Here is a 14,816-nt window from a genome sequence, read left to right on the forward strand (position 1 = left end):
GCTACGCCCGGGCCCATGCATGCGCCCCGGCATGCGCGCCTGGAACATCCGGCATTGCGTCCCGCACGTCGTGGCGCAGACGCGATAGCTCGTTCTCCATGCGCGCGGGATCGCGGACGAGCGCCTCTTCCATGGCCGGGCACAACAAGGCATCCAGCCGTTCGATGGCATCGCGCCAGGCGCGCTCCAGGCGGGCGCAACGGGCCGCACCGGCGCTGTCCGGCGCCAGTACACCCCGCACGGTGTCCAGGATCACCACGCCGCGACGCAGGCGCCACAGCATGTCGCCCAGGGCGTAGCGCAAGGGCGAGATCGCCAGCGGGTCCAGCGGCGCGCTTTTCAGGTTCTGCGCCAGGAACAGCGTGGAACGGTCGCGCATCGCTTCCCGCAGCCGGTCGGGGGAGACCACTCCGTAGCGAACCCGCAGCGGGATCTGTGTGTCGGGGTCGAACAGCACCGGCAGGCCCGGCAGCAAGGTGGCGGATTCCGACCGCAGGGCCGCATCGATCTCGTCGATATCCAACCGGCTCAGGATCATCGCCGGCACGGTCCACAGCAGGTCCGCATCGATCTCCGTATCGCGCAACCAGCGCAGGGTAGCCTCCTTCATGGAGCGGTCCAGGAAGGCGCCGAGGTCCATGGGCTGCGCCCGCTCGAACCAGGCTTCCACGCGCGCTGGGCTGACCGTGCCGGAGAATATCGCGGCGCGGGCCCAGGCGTCGTCGAAGCCCTGCATCAACACGCGGCTCAGGCGGGATTGTTCGTCGGCCGTCATCCCTTCCGCGCGCCAGGCGGCGAACAATTCGTCCGCGCGCTGCAGGGTGCGGCGCAGCGGACTTCCCGCGGCCGGCGCCGCGGACACGGCCACGACCGGCCGGTTCAGGCGGGCATGGTTTCTTGCCGCTTCCAGCCGGCAATGCGGCATGAGCGCCTGCAACGATTGCTGGATCCGCGCCATCTTGGGCGACCCGGGATGCCAGTTTTCGACGCGCAGGTAGAAGCCGGAATAGTCGGGGGAGGTGGACGGCGTGGCCGGTGCGGACGCCGCCTGGAGCGAGCGGTAGCCTTCGATGACGCGGGCGATCTCGTCCTCCAGCGCCTGGGCGCCCACGGACCCCGCGTAGCCCAGCAGGACATTCACATGTTTGACCGGTACGACCGCCTGGGCAAGGCGCACGATGACCTCGGGGTTCGCCAAGGCGCCGGGCCGGGAACAGGCGCGGTTCACCGCCATCGACGCCAGCAGGTACGCCGTTCTCGACGCCGGCGCGGGCGGCCTGGCATTGCCGCGCGCTTGCACCCGGGCGTCCACGCCCAGCCACGCGGTCAGCGTCTCCAGCGAGGCGCGCTTGTGCTGCAGCAGGCCCAGCGCCAGCGGCGAAAACAGGGCGACCAGGTTGACATCCCAAAAGGCGTGCGGCGTACCGAACCCGAACCGGTGCGGAGCCTCGTGGAACCCGGCCAGGGTCACCGGCGGGACGTCGCGCGCGCAGGCCTGGGCCCACGCCCTGAATTCCTCGTAAGGGATCAGCCCGCTTTCCAGGCCCTGGCCCAGCATGCAGGGCAGCGCTTCGGCGCCCCCATCCGGATTGATGACGCTCATGCAACGCTCGGCCAACTGGCGAAACGGCAGGAAGAACGCGTCCTGGTCCAGGCCAGGATGTTTCGCCAGATGCGACTTGATGAAACGCAGCAGCGCCGGGCTGGGCACGGGAGAGCGCACCGCCTCGCCTTCCTGTTCCAGATACCGGACCTGCTGGCACCACAGGTCCCGGATATCCGCAAGCGCGCCTGGCGGCAGCGCGCCAGCGCGCTCGGGACGCACGATCGCCAGCAAGGCAGGGCCGCCTATGGCATGGACGACTTCGTCCGGGATCGGACCGTATCTGGCCTTGGGATAAGGCGTCTGGCGTGGCAGCTCCGGGCAGGATTCCAGGAGCTCGGCCAGGAGCGTATGCAGCGAGTCGACCGCCGGGGACGGCGGCGCTGGCGGATGCGGGCCGGGATGCGGGCCGGGATTCGTCGCCCGGTGACTCGCGCCGTGCGTCTGCGCAGCGGCGGCCGGGTCGGCCTCATGCAGCACCGACAGGACCAGATGCTCCAGGGCGTCGCGGTCGAAGGCAAGGTCGTGCAGTTGCCACACCGCCATGGCAAGGCTGCTTTCGAGCGCTTTCCTGCGTTCGTCGTGGGGAGCCGCCGGCGCGCCGCCGGGGGCGGCGATCGCCGCGGGGAAGTCAGCGCTCGAGTATGGGTTCGGGGGCGTGAGCATGGATGTCCTCGCGAAAATGCGTTTAGGAACATGCCCACGCGGCGGTTCCTCCGCCCGCCTTCAGGCGGCGCCCACCCCTGGGGCGGCCGCGCCCGCGGTATCCGGCGCGCCGCCCCGGCCGCGGCTTTCCATCAGCTTGACCAGGGCATGCAAGGCCCGATTGACCGGCGTCGCGATGGCGCGTTCGCGCCCCTTGCGTTCGATGTAGCCGTTCAGGAAATCGATTTCCGTGGCCTTGCCGCGCGCCATATCCTGGGCGGTGGACGAGAACTGCGTCGGCATGGTCTCGACGATTTTCAGCACGGCGGCCCAGCTGTCGCCCGGCACGACGACGCCTTCGGCCTGGGCCACGGCCAGGCATTCATGCACGACGTCGCGCATGACCTGCTGGATGCCCTGGCCCTGGTACAGCTCGCCGTAGGGCATGCCGGCGATCGCCGACAGGGCGTTGTAGGCGCAGTTGACGATGAGCTTGGCCCACAGCGCGCCCGCGACGTTGTCGGAGATCTCCACCGGCACGCCGGCGGCGGCGCATGCGTCGGCGAAACGCCGGCTGCCCGCCGAAGGGCCGATGACCAGCTCGCCGCGGCCGTGGTGCTTGACGTGGCCGGGCCCGGCCATCTCCGTGGCGACGTAGACGACCGCCGGCACCACCGTCCGCGGCAGGACGGTACGCAGCCGCTCGGCATTGTCCACGCCGTTCTGCAGGCTAAGCACCAGGGTGTCGGGCGCCAGGTACGGCGCCAGCGCCCGCCCGGCGCTTTCCGTGTCGGCCGACTTCACGCAGAAAAGAATGACCTCGGCGCCCTGGGCCAGGTCCGGACCGGTACCCGCCTGCATGGGCACGTGCGCCTGGAAGCTGCGGGTGTCCAGGAACAAACCCTTGGACCGGATGGCCTCCACGTGCACGGGGCGCCCGATCAGCGCGACCTCGTGTCCGGCACGGGCCAGCATGGCCCCGAAGTAGCAGCCGACCGCGCCGGCGCCCATTACCGCGACTTTCATGCCTGTCTCCTTGCAGAATGGGGCGCCCGATACGGTCCGGCGGCGGCCGGGACGAATGGCCAGCCGGGATCGTTGCTTGCACACGCGGACCGCCGCGCCCGTCACGCAGATACTAACCGCAACGCCGCGGACAGGCCGCGGAACCGTCCCGGCCCCGAAGCGCCCCAAGCCCGGGACGGCGGCGGCGTGCCCATAAAATCGGCCGTACCGCCGCGCCCCCGGGCGCCCTTCCCCCAACGCCCGCTTGCCAGGAGACCGTTTTTGCCCGCAGATCCCCGACGAATATCCTTGCGCCGCATGAAGACCCTGGCCCTGGCGTCGCTGGCCGCGACCCTGGCCGGCGTGGCGCTCAGCTACGCGATGGGGGGCCAGGGCGCATGGGCCTGGGTGCGGGCATTCTGCGAAGCGGCCACCATCGGCGCCCTGGCGGACTGGTTCGCGGTGGTGGCGCTGTTCCGCCGGCCGCTGGGCCTGCCGATCCCCCACACCGCCATCATCCCCGCCAACAAGGCGCGCATCGCCGATAACCTGGCGGTCTTCGTACGCGATCATTTCCTGGACCGCGCCACGCTGCTGGAACGGCTAAAGGTCTTCGACCCGGCGGCCCGCCTGGGCCAATGGCTGGCCGATCCGCGCCAGGCCCGGGTGGTGGCCGGCACGGCCCGCGCCTGGGCGCTGCATGCCATGAATCTGCTGGACGAAGACGCGGTGCGGGAAGGCATACACGCTTTCGTGGTGAGCCGGCTGCGGGAGTGGAACGCGGCGCGGACGGCCGGCGACCTGTTCGATCTGCTGGCGCGCGACGGGCGCCATCACGCGCTGCTGGACGAGGCCCTGAACCGCCTGGCGGCCTATCTGCAGGGAGATCCGGTAAAAGAGCGCGCCGCGGCCTTGATGGTGAAGTATGCAAGGAAGGAATGGCCGCGCATGGCCAAGGCGCTGAACCTGGTGCGGCCGGTGGACGACATCGCCGATACGCTGGCCGATCGCCTGGCGCGGGCGCTGCTGGACGAACTGCACGACGTGCTGGCGCAGCGCGACCATCCCCTGCGGCGCGACTACGAAGCGTGGCTGGGGGGCTATGTCGCCCGCCTGCGCGACGACCCGCAATTGCAAGGCCAGGTGGAGCGCATGAAGGAACGCATCATCGCCCATGAGCAGGTGCGCGAATACGTACAGGGCATCTGGGACGAAGTCCGCGAGGCCTTGCGCCGCGACCTGTCCAGCACCGACTCGGCGCTGGGCCGCCATCTGGAACAGACCTTGTCCGCGCTGGGCCGCAACCTGGGCGCGGAGCCGGCGCTGCGCGATGCGATCAACCAGCACGTGCTGGCCGGCGCCGAACGCCTGGCCACCGGGTTGCGCCAGGGCATCACCGACCACATCGCGCAAACCGTGCGAACCTGGGACGAGCGCCAGTTCGTCGACGAACTCGAACTGAGCATCGGCCGCGACCTGCAATACATCCGCTTCAACGGAATGGTGGTGGGCGGGCTGATCGGCTTGGCGCTGCACGCCTGCGTCTGGCTGGCGCAGCGCGGGGGCTGGTTCGCGGCCTCTTGAGCCGCCAATCCGGGCGCGGCTGGATGAGATCGCCGGCAAGCCTGGATCGCCGTCTTGCGGGAGCTCAGGCCCGCAACGCGCGTCACCGGCCTGTGCCGGTCCGGGCATGGCCGCCCTGGCGGGCCGGCCTGCCGGCCACGAGGCGCCGGCCGTCCCGGTCCGGACGATGGCGCAAGCTTCCCCGCCGGCGTTAAGCTGTATCGCCGTCGGCCCTCTCAGGCCGCCCGCATGAATTCCCCGCCGCTCGCCGCCTCCTGCCCTCGCGCGGCGGCAATTTGCAGGAAACCGCCATGACCCGCCCATTGCCGCGCACCCGCGCCGCGTCGCCCATCCCTTCCACCGTCCGGCGCTCCGCACTGGCCCCGGCCACCGCCCAGGCAAGGCGGTCGACGCCTGCTTCGCGGGCCATGGCGGCGGCGCTGTCCATGCTGGGCCTGCTGGCCGGCTGCGCGAATATCGCCCAGACCCCGCCCGGTACGTCCCTGGCGGATATGGAGTCCCGCTACGGCGCGCCGACCTACACATGCACGCGGCCGGACGGCACCCGGCGGGCGGTCTGGTCGCAATTGCCGTCCGGCAGCTATGCCTGGGGCACGGACCTGGACGCCCAGGGCCGCGCCGTGCGCATGGAGGCCCTGATGTCGCCCGGGCACTTCCAGCGCCTGCGCACGGGCGACTGGACGCCCGAGGCGGTGCGCTGCGAATTCGGACCGCCCGCGCGCATCGGCGCGGTGGGCCTGGGCGACAAGCACGAAGTCGTCTGGTCGTATTACTACGTGCTGGACGGGCGCTGGCACTCGGTGATGTACGTGTATTTCGGCCCGCGGGGCGACAAGGTCACCCACTATCACTCGGGACCGGACCAGCGCTACCAGCGCAGCGAATAGCCGCGCACGGGGAAGCCCGGCGGCGCGCGGACGGACCGGCGGGGCCCCCGCTGCGCGGCGGACCCGGCCCCGATGCTATCGAGATTTGTGCGGCGCCTATAAGACGGCGTTATACGGCCGGCCGCCCGGACCGCGTCCGCACGAAGGAAACCCTTTCAAAATCATCGGCTTGCGGGCCGGCGCGTCGATGTTGCATCGCAACCGCGCGAGCGGCGCGCGGGTTTCGTCCGCCCTCGCCTTCGCGCATCATGCGCAGGTTCCCCAGGAATCGAACCCCGCGCGTGGCGGTCCGCCGCCGCGCCGTGCCCGCATTGTTTTCTCTATCGGAGCCTGCCTCATGCCCCAGACTAACCGCGCCCGCAAATTCGGATTGGCCGTTGCCCAGATGGGACCGGTCCACCTGGCCGATACCCGGCAGGCAGTCGTCAAGCGGCTGGTCGAGATGCTGCGCGAAGCCGCGGCACGCCAGTCCACCTTCGTGGTCTTTCCCGAGCTGGCCCTGACCACCTTCTTCCCGCGCTACTGGATGACAGAGGAAGAAGCCGTGGAGCGCTATTTCGAGCGCGCCATGCCCAATGCCGACGTGCAGCCCCTGTTCGACGCCGCGCGCGAACTGGGCGTCGGCTTCTACCTGGGCTACGCCGAACTCACCGCCGACGGCCGCCGCTTCAATACGGCCGTCCTGGTCGACCGTAGCGCCAAGGTGGTCGGCAAGTACCGCAAGGTGCACCTGCCCGGCCATGACGACCACAAGCCCGACGCGCCGTTCCAGCACCTGGAGAAGAAATTCTTCCAGGTCGGCGACCTGGGCTTCCCGGTGTGGAATACGCAGGACGTCAACGTCGGCATGTGCATCTGCAACGACCGGCGCTGGCCGGAAACCTGGCGCTCGATGTCGCTGCAGAGCGCCGAGCTGATCGTCCTGGGCTACAACACGCCGTCCTGGAATATCCACTGGAACGAGCCGGTGCACCTGCGCACCTTCCATCACGAGATCGTCCTGCAGGCCAGCGCCTACCAGAACGCCGTATGGATAGGCGCCGCCGCCAAGTGCGGCTCGGAAGACGGCTTCCATATGATCGGCAGTTCCATGATCGTGGCGCCCTCGGGCGAGATCGTGGCGCGCGCAAGCGGCGAGGAGGACGAAGTCATCACCGCGCAGATCGACCTGGACCTGGGCGCGACCTTCCGCCAGCACGTCTTCAACTTCGCCAAGCACCGCAGCCCGCAGCATTACCACCTGATCGTGGAACGCACCGGCGCGGGCGAACCGCTGCCGCTGCCGCCCGAAGCGCGCGGATAACCGCAAGGACAGCGCGGCCGCGCGGCCGCCTGCCTTGTCGACAGCCTGGCGATGACCCGCACCGGGGCCGGCGGCATCGGATCGTGGCCCCGGCGCCTGATTTCCGCCCCATAACGGACCCGAGGCGCTGGAGCCCTATCCTGCCGGCCCGGCGCCGCGGTACGCCACGCCCCCGGCTAGCGCGCCGCCGCCTCTTGCAGCACGCTCTCCGCCCACTTCGCCACGCGCAAGGTGCGGATATCGCGGCCGAACGTCCCTACGAATTGCACGCCCAGCGGCAGGCCGCGCGCGGACCGCCCCGCCGGCACGGTCAGCGCGGGAAAGCCCAGGAAGGTCCAGGGCGCGCACCATGAGGCATCGCCGGTGTTGCCCAGGCCTTCCGGCGCCTCGCCGCTGGCCGGCACCGTCAGGATCGCGTCATAGGCGGACAGCCGCGTGGACAGGCCGGCGCGCAGCTCGCGCTGGGTGCGCCGCGCCGCGACATAGGCGGCGTGATCGGTGGCGCGGGCACCCTCCACCAGGCCTTTCAGGGGCGCGCTGGCGCGCTCCGGATGGCGCGCCACCAGGTCGGCGTAGATGTCCCGCGCTTCCCAGTCCAGTATGCGCTGCAGCGGCGCCAGCGTGGGCCGGCCGATCTCCGGCACGCCCACTTCCTCCACCGTCGCGCCGGCCCGGCGCAGGGCCGCCACCGTGGCGTCGAGCACGGCCCGCTGTTCGGCGCTGACCTTGTCCCAGTCCGGCGCACGCACCACGGCCAGCGACGGCGCCGGCCAGGGCGCCAGCCCCCGCGCCATATCGAAACGCCAGGCGGCCAGGTCCGAGCCGTCCGCCAGCACATAGCCCGGGTCGCCCAGCAGCGCCAGGGCGCAGGCCACGTCGTCCACGCAGCGCGCCATGAAGCCCACATGGTCCAGCGAGCCGGAGAGCGGATGCACGCCGTCGCGCGGGACCGCGCCGAAGCTGGCCTTGAATCCGACGATGCCGCAGTAGGCCGCCGGACGCACGATGGATCCCATGGTCTGCGTGCCCAGCGCCAGGGGCACGATGCCGGCCGCCACCGCCGCGGCCGAGCCGCTGGAGGATCCGCCCGGCGTATGCGCCGGATTCCAGGGATTCGCCGTGGGCCCGGGATGGCGGAAGGCGAACTCCGTCGTGACCGTCTTGCCGAACACCGTGCCGCCCAGGCGCTTGATGGCGGTGACGATGGCCGCGTCCTCGGCCGGTACGTGGTCGGCGAAGATCGCCGAGCCGTTGGTGGTGCGCAGGCCGGCCGTGGCGATGATGTCCTTCACGCCGATGGGGATACCGGCCAGCGGGCCCTGCGCCGCGGCCTTCAGGCCGGCGGCGGGAACGCGCGTGACGAAGGCCTTGAGCCAGGGCTCGCACTCGTCGGCGCGCGCCGCGCAGGCGCGCAGGTAGGCATCGCGGTCCAGCGATCCGGCCTGGAAGCCGCGCAGCGCTTCCAGCAGGCCGGGCAATACAGCGGGAGTCATTGTCATGCCATCGACCTTATTGGGGCAGCGCCAGGGCTTTCTTCACATACGTCGGCACCACGAAGGTCGCGTAGTCCGGCTGGGCCTTCAGATTGCCCAGCGCGATCTGCGTGTCCATGCCGGTCTTGAACGCATCCGCGGTGGTCTCCACGCTCTTGGGATAGACGTTGTCCGCCAGCATGCGGTCCACCGCGTTCTTCACCACCTTGGGATCCAGCGTGGGGAATTCCTTCAAGGCGATCTGCACGGTCTGGTCGTGGTTCTTCTGCATGAAGCGCAGGGCCAGCTCCATGCCGTTGACCAGGCGCTGCGCGGCGTCGGGATCGACGTCGGCACGCGCGGTCACGGACGAGAACGCGTACGGGCCGTATTGCTTGGGAAAGCCCAGCACCACCTTCATGCCCTGCGCCGCGACCTGGTCCAGGCCGGGCTCGTACAGTACGGCGACCTTGGCCTGCCCGCCCAGGAAAGGCCCGGCTTCCGAACCGGTCTGCACCTGGATCATGTCCACGTCCTTGTTCGGGTCCATGCCGTTTTCCTTCAACAGCTTCATGAACAGCGAGGTACTGGTCGTCGGCATCAGGCCGGTCACCACCTTCTGCCCCTTCAGGCTCTTGACGCCGTCATACGGGAAGTCCGGCGTGGTCGCGATATACACGGCGGCGCCGTTGACCACATTGCTGATGATGCCGACCTTGGCGCCCTTGGACGCCGCGATCGCGGTCCACTCGGGACCGTGCACGGAGAATTGCGCGCTGCCGGACAGCACCGCCGACAAGGCGGCGGTGGGCGATCCGGCGTTTTCCTTGGAAACATCCAGCCCCTGCTGCTTGAAGAAGCCCTGGTCCATCGCGACGTACAGCGGCAGGTACAGCATGGACTGGAAAGCCTGGGTGACGGTCACTTTCTTGGCCTGGGCCGACGCCGGGCCGGACGCCAAGGCCAGCGACGCGGCGGCCAGCAGGGCCGCCAGGCTACTCGTGGAAAAGCGCATGCTTGCAACCTCCGATAAGGGAACACGGAAAACGCCGCGCCGCGGGCGGCGGCGCGGCGGGGAATGGGGCGTCAAACCTGGATGTGCGGCCTGCCGTCGTCCAGCTTCCAGGGCAGGAGATTGCGTTCCAGCGCATCGATGGCGTGGTACAGCAGGAAGCCGACCAGCATCAGCACGAACAGCCCGACCCACACCGAGTTCAGGTCGTACAGGCTGGACGCGGTGTAGATGAGATGGCCCAGGCCGTATTTGGAGGAAATGAATTCGCCCACCACGGCGCCCACCAGGCCCAGGCCGATATTGATGCGGAAGTTGGCGATGATGGCCGGCAGCGCCGACGGCACGATCACGCCGTAGAAAATCTGGTGCTTGCTGCCGCCCATCGAATACAGCAGCGCCTGCAGGTCCTTGTCGGCGTCCTTCGCCGCCTGGTAGGCCGCGATCAGCGCCACCACCGCGGTCATCGAGACCACCAGCGCCACCTTGGAGACCAGCCCCGTGCCGAACCACAGCAGCACGATGGGGGCCAGCGCGATCTTGGGCACGCTGTTGATCGCCACGATGAAAGGCTCGACCAGCCGCGCGACGAAGACGGAATACCACATCGCCAGGCCCAGTACCGAACCGATGGCCGTGCCGGCGACGAACCCCAGCAAGGCCTCGAACAGGGTATAGCCGGTATCCCACAGCAGCGATCCGTCCATCACGCTCTTGATGAAGATCGCCCAGATCCCGCTGGGCTTGCCGATCAGGAATTCGGATATCCAGCCGGCGCGCACGCCGGCTTCCCACAGCAGGAAGAAAACCAGCACGGCGAGCAGCTGCAGCAGGAAGCGCCCCGCAGCGGTGTCGAGGGCGCGCAGGCGGCGCCGCGATGCGCCCTGCCCCTGCGCGGCGGCCGGGGCGGATGCGTTGCCGCCCGCGCGCTGCGCCGTGGCGGTGGCCGCCGCGGCGCCCGGCAAGGGCGCGGCCGGCGCCATGGGCACGGCCGGGTTGGACGGAGCGCCGGAACGATGAGGGATCGATGACATGTCAGGCCGCCTTCTTGCGCGTCTGGATGTCCAGCTCGCCGCATAGCGTGTGGAAGTATTCGGAAAAGCGCCGATCCGCGCGCGCCTCGATGGGGCTGCCCCGCTCGATGTCGATGCGATGCACGTTCTTGACTTTGGTGGGGCGGCCGCTCAGCGCAACCACGCGGCGCGACAGGGCCACGGCCTCGTCGACGTCATGCGTAACCAGGATGACGGTCTTGTGGAAGGTCTCCACCGCCTCCAGCAGCACGCTTTCCAGGTACAGGCGTGTCTGGTAGTCCAGCGCCGAGAACGGTTCGTCCAGCAGCAGGATGTCGGGGTCCATGATCAGCGTGCGCATCAGCGCCACCCGCTGGCGCATGCCGCCCGACAGGGTCTGCGGATAGGCGTTCTCGAAGCCCGACAGGCCGAAGGTAGACAGGTATTCGCGCGCGGTGTCGATGGCCTCCGCCTCGGGCACGCCACGTATCTTCAGGCCCAGCAGCACGTTCTGCAGCACGGTGCGCCAGGGAAACAGCAGGTCCTTCTGCATCATGTAGCCGACCCGTCCGCGCATGCTGCTCACGGCTTCGCCGCGATAGACCAATTGGCCGCTGTCGGCCTGCAGCAGGCCGGCGATGATATTGAAGATGGTCGACTTGCCGCAGCCGCTGGGGCCGATGATGCTGACGAAATCCTGTTCGTGGATGTCGAAGCTCAGGCCATCCAGGACAGGCACCGCGCCCCCCTTGCCGGGGAAGGACTTGCGGACGTCGCGGATGCTGAGTTGAACCGGCGCGGAGGCCGAAGGCGGAATCGAGGACATGGCGGACGCTCTCCTTGGCAAGGACAGAATGCAAAAGCCATGCCAATTTTCGGGGCAGCGGTCCGCGCGGGATGACCCGCCTTTCCGCGGGCGGGGCGGCCATCCGTGGGCGGGCCGCAGGCCGCCGTGCGCCGATGTCGTGCCGCGCGGGCGCCCGTGCCTGGTGCCTGGCGCGCCCGGCGCCGGCACCAATCCGGCGCCAAGCTCGCGTGGACCCGCGGTGGATCGGGCATGGATCCCGCGCCAACCCGGCGCCAGCGTCGCGGCGCCGCCACAAACCCCGCCGCCAAACGGCGATACAGGGCAAGCGCTAATACTTCTGCCGCCGGAAACGCTGCATGATGGCGCTGATTGTTCCGCACTCCAGACAAAACCCATGGCCATCCCGCGCGGCGTCGCCTTCCTGACCTCGGCCCTGGCGGCAAGCGCCGCCCTGGCCGGCGGCGCGCTGCCGGGCCAGGCGCGCGCGCAGGCGGCGCCACCGGCCCAGCCGGCCATCCATGCCATCGCGCCGGATACGGAACCCGCGATTACCGCAGCACCCAAGGGGAATACGGCGCCGCTGGCCGGGACAGCCGTGGCCGTCAGCGCGGCGAGCGACCGCTGGGCCGAAAGCCTGGCGGCGTTCGCCGCGGCTGACCAGGCACATCCGCCCAAGCCGGGCGGCGTGCTGTTTGTCGGCAGTTCATCGATACGCCTGTGGAACGACCTGGAAACGGAATTCCAGTCCCTGCCCGTGGTGGTCAAGCGCGGCTTCGGCGGCTCCCGCATGCTGGACTGCGCGCGGCACCTGCACCAGCTGGTGGAGCCCTACAAGCCCAGGCTGGTCCTGGTCTATGCCGGCGACAACGACCTGGCCGAAGGCCGCACGCCCGAACAGGTGCTGCAGGCGTTTTCCGCCTTTGTGGAAGGGGTGCGGCAGACCCTGCCCGCCACCCGTATCGCCTACATCTCGATCAAGCCCAGCCCCTCGCGCGCCGGCCTGATGCCGGAGATCCGCCAGGCCAACGCGCTGATCCAGGCGTACACGCTGAAGACGCGCAATACGGACTTCATCGATATCTATACGCCCATGCTGGACGCCGCCGGCCAGCCGCGCGCGGAGTTGTTCCGCGAGGACCTGCTGCACCTGAACGCGCGCGGCTACGCGCTATGGAAGCAGGTGATCACGGCGCATCTGAATTAAGGCGCGCGGGCCGCGGCGCGGGCGCCGCCGCCCGCCGCGTTTTATTGTCCGAGACCAATCGCGCCACGATATAAAGCGCGAACACGCTGCCCGCGAACAGCAGAAGATCCTGCCACAGGGGCCGGTCCGGAGAGGGCTCGCCGATCACGGTCAGCACCAGCAGCACGATGACCAGGTGCGCGCAGAACACCGACAGCGACGACCGCCCCATGGTCTCCAGCCAGCGCATCCGCGGCAGCCGCGCCTTCAGCCACTCGCTGAAATGGATGGCCAGCACGACCAGCGACATGAAGTTCAACAGGCGCAGGATGCCCAGGTGCCATTTGTCGAACAGGAAATTGAAGGGGTTGCCGTCGGGAAAGGCGCCCAGCCCGGCGATGTGCCGCCAGATGAAGAACGTGCCGGCGATCACCGCGGCGCCGAACACCATCCACTGCGGGATGGGGCGCCGCTGTCCGGCCGGCACGCGGGCATGGGTGGAGCCCAGCCACAGGCCGAACACCCACAGGAATTGCCAGCCGAAGGTCTCGAAGGCCCCGGTTTCGCTGAAAGGCACCGGCAGGCCGGTCAGGGCCACCACGCCGCCGTACAGGAAGCGCGACAGCTCGAATTGCGTGGCGAACCACAGCACCATGCTGACCGCCAGGATGGCGCGCCAGCCGTGCCGCAAGGCGTAGGTCAGCACCCAGGGGCTGGCCAGCATGAAAAGCACGTAGACGGGCAGGATGTCCAGCAGCGGAGGGTTATAGACCAGGGCCAGGCTGGAAAGGAAGGCCGTGAAGGGCTGCTGCAGGTAGAACCAGATCAGGTTGCGCACGGCCGGCTGCGACAGCGTCAGCCCCAGGCCGGCGATCACGGTGAACAGGAACAGCAGCGAGGCGGCCTGGCAACCGTACACCACCATGGCCCGCTTCAGGAAGGCGCGCTGCATCGCCGCCATGCCGTGGCGCAGGTAGCGCTGCGTGTAGACCAGGCCCGCCATGTAGGCGGAGAGCATGACGAAGCCCTCCGCGGCGGACACGAATCCCAGGGGCTGGCTGGTGGGAATGCCGAAATTGGTGGGCAGGTGGGTGGACAGCATCAGCACCAGCATCAGTCCGCGCAGCGCGTCGAGCTCCCATAGCCGCGGACGGCTGGCGTCGACCGGCGCGGCGGCGGCGCGGGCCGTGTTCGGCAGGCAGGAGGGAGACATGTTCATGGCGTATCCGGACTCATGCGGGCAAACCCGTAAGGGTACATCAAGGCTGGGGTAAACCCGGAGGCTCAAGGGTGACACCGCCCGCCAGCGCGCGCACGCCATCCTTGTAGCGCTTTGTTTCATGGTCCCGCCGGCCTGGCGGCCGGGGTTGCATCCCGGCACAAGCATGGGGACATCGTGCAGAATTGCCCTGTCCCCGCGTCATGCCAGCGCCGGATTGCCATCCGGGCCCCGCCGGTACAGCATGACCGCCTATCCCACACCAGGAGGATTCCATGCAGAAAGTCATGCTGGTCACCGGCGCCAGCCGCGGTATCGGCGCCGCGACCGCAATCATGGCGGCGCAGCGCGGCTACGCCGTCTGCGTCAATTACAAGCAGAACGCGGGCGCGGCGGAAGCCGTGGTGGCGCGGATCGCGGCCGCGGGCGGGCGGGCCATCGCGGTCCAGGCCGACATGGCCGACGAGGCCCAGATCCGATCGCTGTTTTCCGCCATCGACTCGCATTTCGGCCGCCTGGACGGGCTGGTGAACAACGCCGGCATCCTGGAACGGCAATCGCCGCTGCGCGACATGGACGCCGCGCGCCTGCGCCGCATCCTGGAAGTCAATGTGGTGTCGGTCTTCGCCTGCTGCCGGGAAGCGGTGCGGCGCATGTCCACCCGCGATGGCGGCCAGGGGGGCGTGATCGTCAACGTGTCGTCCATGGCCGCGCGCCTGGGTTCGCCGGGCGAGTACATCGACTACGCGGCGTCCAAGGGGGCGATCGACACGCTTACGATCGGCCTGTCCAAGGAAGTCGCGGACGAGGGCATACGCGTGAACGCGGTGCGCCCCGGCGTCATCGATACCGAGATCCATGCCAGCGGCGGCGAGCCCGGGCGCGTGGAACGCGTCAAGCACAGCGTGCCCCTGCGGCGGGGCGGCACGGCCGAGGAAGTGGCGGGGGCCATCATGTGGTTCTTCACGCCCGAGGCGGCGTATTCCACCGGCGCTTTCCTGGACGTCTCGGGCGGGCGGTAAGGGTGCCGCGACGGGGCCGCCCGCGCGCGAAAATTCCCACAGTTGATCAGGCTATCAGTT

General features: G+C 69.4%; 12 protein-coding genes. 5 read left to right on the forward strand and 7 right to left on the reverse strand.

Going from position 1 to position 14,816, the window contains the following annotated elements; translation table 11 throughout:
• Position 1 precedes the first annotated feature (1 nt).
• Together BAU06_RS21100 and BAU06_RS21105 are read right to left on the reverse strand one after the other, a co-directional pair.
• The gene (locus BAU06_RS21100; protein ID WP_156770306.1) at positions 2-2,269 is read right to left on the reverse strand and encodes a hypothetical protein; all 2,268 of its coding nucleotides are present in this window, start codon (positions 2,267-2,269) and stop codon (positions 2-4) included.
• A 60-nt stretch (positions 2,270-2,329) separates the two neighbouring features.
• Positions 2,330-3,274: a ketopantoate reductase family protein gene (locus BAU06_RS21105; protein ID WP_066354933.1), complete on the reverse strand. Its 945-nt coding sequence runs from the start codon at positions 3,272-3,274 to the stop codon at positions 2,330-2,332.
• Between the two features lie 297 nt (positions 3,275-3,571).
• Here BAU06_RS21105 and BAU06_RS21110 point away from each other — a divergent pair, with 297 nt between their 5' ends.
• From BAU06_RS21110 to BAU06_RS21120, 3 genes are all read left to right on the forward strand, one after another.
• Positions 3,572-4,837 (forward strand): DUF445 domain-containing protein, encoded by a 1,266-nt coding sequence (locus BAU06_RS21110; protein ID WP_066359467.1) that lies wholly within the window; start codon positions 3,572-3,574, stop codon positions 4,835-4,837.
• Positions 4,838-5,127: 290 nt separating this feature from the next.
• Positions 5,128-5,724 carry a hypothetical protein gene (locus BAU06_RS21115; protein ID WP_231933921.1) on the forward strand — a complete coding sequence of 199 codons (597 nt, stop codon included), beginning with the start codon at positions 5,128-5,130 and terminating at the stop codon, positions 5,722-5,724.
• A gap of 337 nt (positions 5,725-6,061) precedes the next feature.
• Complete coding sequence (locus tag BAU06_RS21120) at positions 6,062-7,027, forward strand: N-carbamoyl-D-amino-acid hydrolase (protein WP_066354938.1); 966 nt, start codon at positions 6,062-6,064, stop codon at positions 7,025-7,027.
• 176 nt (positions 7,028-7,203) lie between these two features.
• Here BAU06_RS21120 and BAU06_RS21125 read toward each other — a convergent pair whose 3' ends face one another.
• From BAU06_RS21125 to BAU06_RS21140, 4 genes are all read right to left on the reverse strand, one after another.
• Entirely contained in the window at positions 7,204-8,526 is a 1,323-nt protein-coding gene (locus tag BAU06_RS21125; protein ID WP_197509352.1) for an amidase, read from the reverse strand.
• A 10-nt stretch (positions 8,527-8,536) separates the two neighbouring features.
• Positions 8,537-9,514 carry an ABC transporter substrate-binding protein gene (locus tag BAU06_RS21130; protein ID WP_066354949.1) on the reverse strand — a complete coding sequence of 326 codons (978 nt, stop codon included), beginning with the start codon at positions 9,512-9,514 and terminating at the stop codon, positions 8,537-8,539.
• Between the two features lie 71 nt (positions 9,515-9,585).
• The gene (locus BAU06_RS21135; protein WP_231933922.1) at positions 9,586-10,545 is read right to left on the reverse strand and encodes an ABC transporter permease; all 960 of its coding nucleotides are present in this window, start codon (positions 10,543-10,545) and stop codon (positions 9,586-9,588) included.
• Position 10,546: 1 nt separating this feature from the next.
• The gene (locus BAU06_RS21140; protein ID WP_066354954.1) at positions 10,547-11,350 is read right to left on the reverse strand and encodes an ABC transporter ATP-binding protein; all 804 of its coding nucleotides are present in this window, start codon (positions 11,348-11,350) and stop codon (positions 10,547-10,549) included.
• Positions 11,351-11,726: 376 nt separating this feature from the next.
• Between BAU06_RS21140 and BAU06_RS21145 the strand changes: the two genes are divergently transcribed.
• Positions 11,727-12,536 carry an SGNH/GDSL hydrolase family protein gene (locus tag BAU06_RS21145; protein WP_082988384.1) on the forward strand — a complete coding sequence of 270 codons (810 nt, stop codon included), beginning with the start codon at positions 11,727-11,729 and terminating at the stop codon, positions 12,534-12,536.
• Here the strand turns inward: BAU06_RS21145 and opgC are convergent.
• Entirely contained in the window at positions 12,517-13,734 is a 1,218-nt protein-coding gene (opgC, locus tag BAU06_RS21150; protein ID WP_231933923.1) for an OpgC domain-containing protein, read from the reverse strand. The genes BAU06_RS21145 and opgC overlap by 20 nt on opposite strands.
• Positions 13,735-14,009: 275 nt before the next feature.
• Between opgC and BAU06_RS21155 the strand changes: the two genes are divergently transcribed.
• On the forward strand, positions 14,010-14,756 hold the full coding sequence (locus BAU06_RS21155; RefSeq protein ID WP_066354957.1) for an SDR family oxidoreductase: 747 nt from the start codon (positions 14,010-14,012) through the stop codon (positions 14,754-14,756).
• Positions 14,757-14,816: the final 60 nt, after the last annotated feature.

The organism is Bordetella bronchialis (genome assembly GCF_001676705.1).
GTDB lineage: Bacteria > Pseudomonadota > Gammaproteobacteria > Burkholderiales > Burkholderiaceae_B > Bordetella_C > Bordetella_C bronchialis.

Coding starts and splice junctions, on each gene's coding strand:
- BAU06_RS21145 (WP_082988384.1), top strand. CDS start 11,727: ATGGCCATCCCGCGCGGCGTCGCCTTCCTGACCTCGGCCCTGGCGGCA.
- BAU06_RS21120 (WP_066354938.1), top strand. CDS start 6,062: ATGCCCCAGACTAACCGCGCCCGCAAATTCGGATTGGCCGTTGCCCAG.
- BAU06_RS21140 (WP_066354954.1), bottom strand. CDS start 11,350: ATGTCCTCGATTCCGCCTTCGGCCTCCGCGCCGGTTCAACTCAGCATC.
- BAU06_RS21115 (WP_231933921.1), top strand. CDS start 5,128: ATGACCCGCCCATTGCCGCGCACCCGCGCCGCGTCGCCCATCCCTTCC.
- BAU06_RS21105 (WP_066354933.1), bottom strand. CDS start 3,274: ATGAAAGTCGCGGTAATGGGCGCCGGCGCGGTCGGCTGCTACTTCGGG.
- BAU06_RS21130 (WP_066354949.1), bottom strand. CDS start 9,514: ATGCGCTTTTCCACGAGTAGCCTGGCGGCCCTGCTGGCCGCCGCGTCG.
- BAU06_RS21125 (WP_197509352.1), bottom strand. CDS start 8,526: ATGACAATGACTCCCGCTGTATTGCCCGGCCTGCTGGAAGCGCTGCGC.
- BAU06_RS21110 (WP_066359467.1), top strand. CDS start 3,572: ATGAAGACCCTGGCCCTGGCGTCGCTGGCCGCGACCCTGGCCGGCGTG.
- BAU06_RS21100 (WP_156770306.1), bottom strand. CDS start 2,269: ATGCTCACGCCCCCGAACCCATACTCGAGCGCTGACTTCCCCGCGGCG.
- BAU06_RS21135 (WP_231933922.1), bottom strand. CDS start 10,545: ATGTCATCGATCCCTCATCGTTCCGGCGCTCCGTCCAACCCGGCCGTG.
- BAU06_RS21155 (WP_066354957.1), top strand. CDS start 14,010: ATGCAGAAAGTCATGCTGGTCACCGGCGCCAGCCGCGGTATCGGCGCC.
- opgC (WP_231933923.1), bottom strand. CDS start 13,734: ATGAACATGTCTCCCTCCTGCCTGCCGAACACGGCCCGCGCCGCCGCC.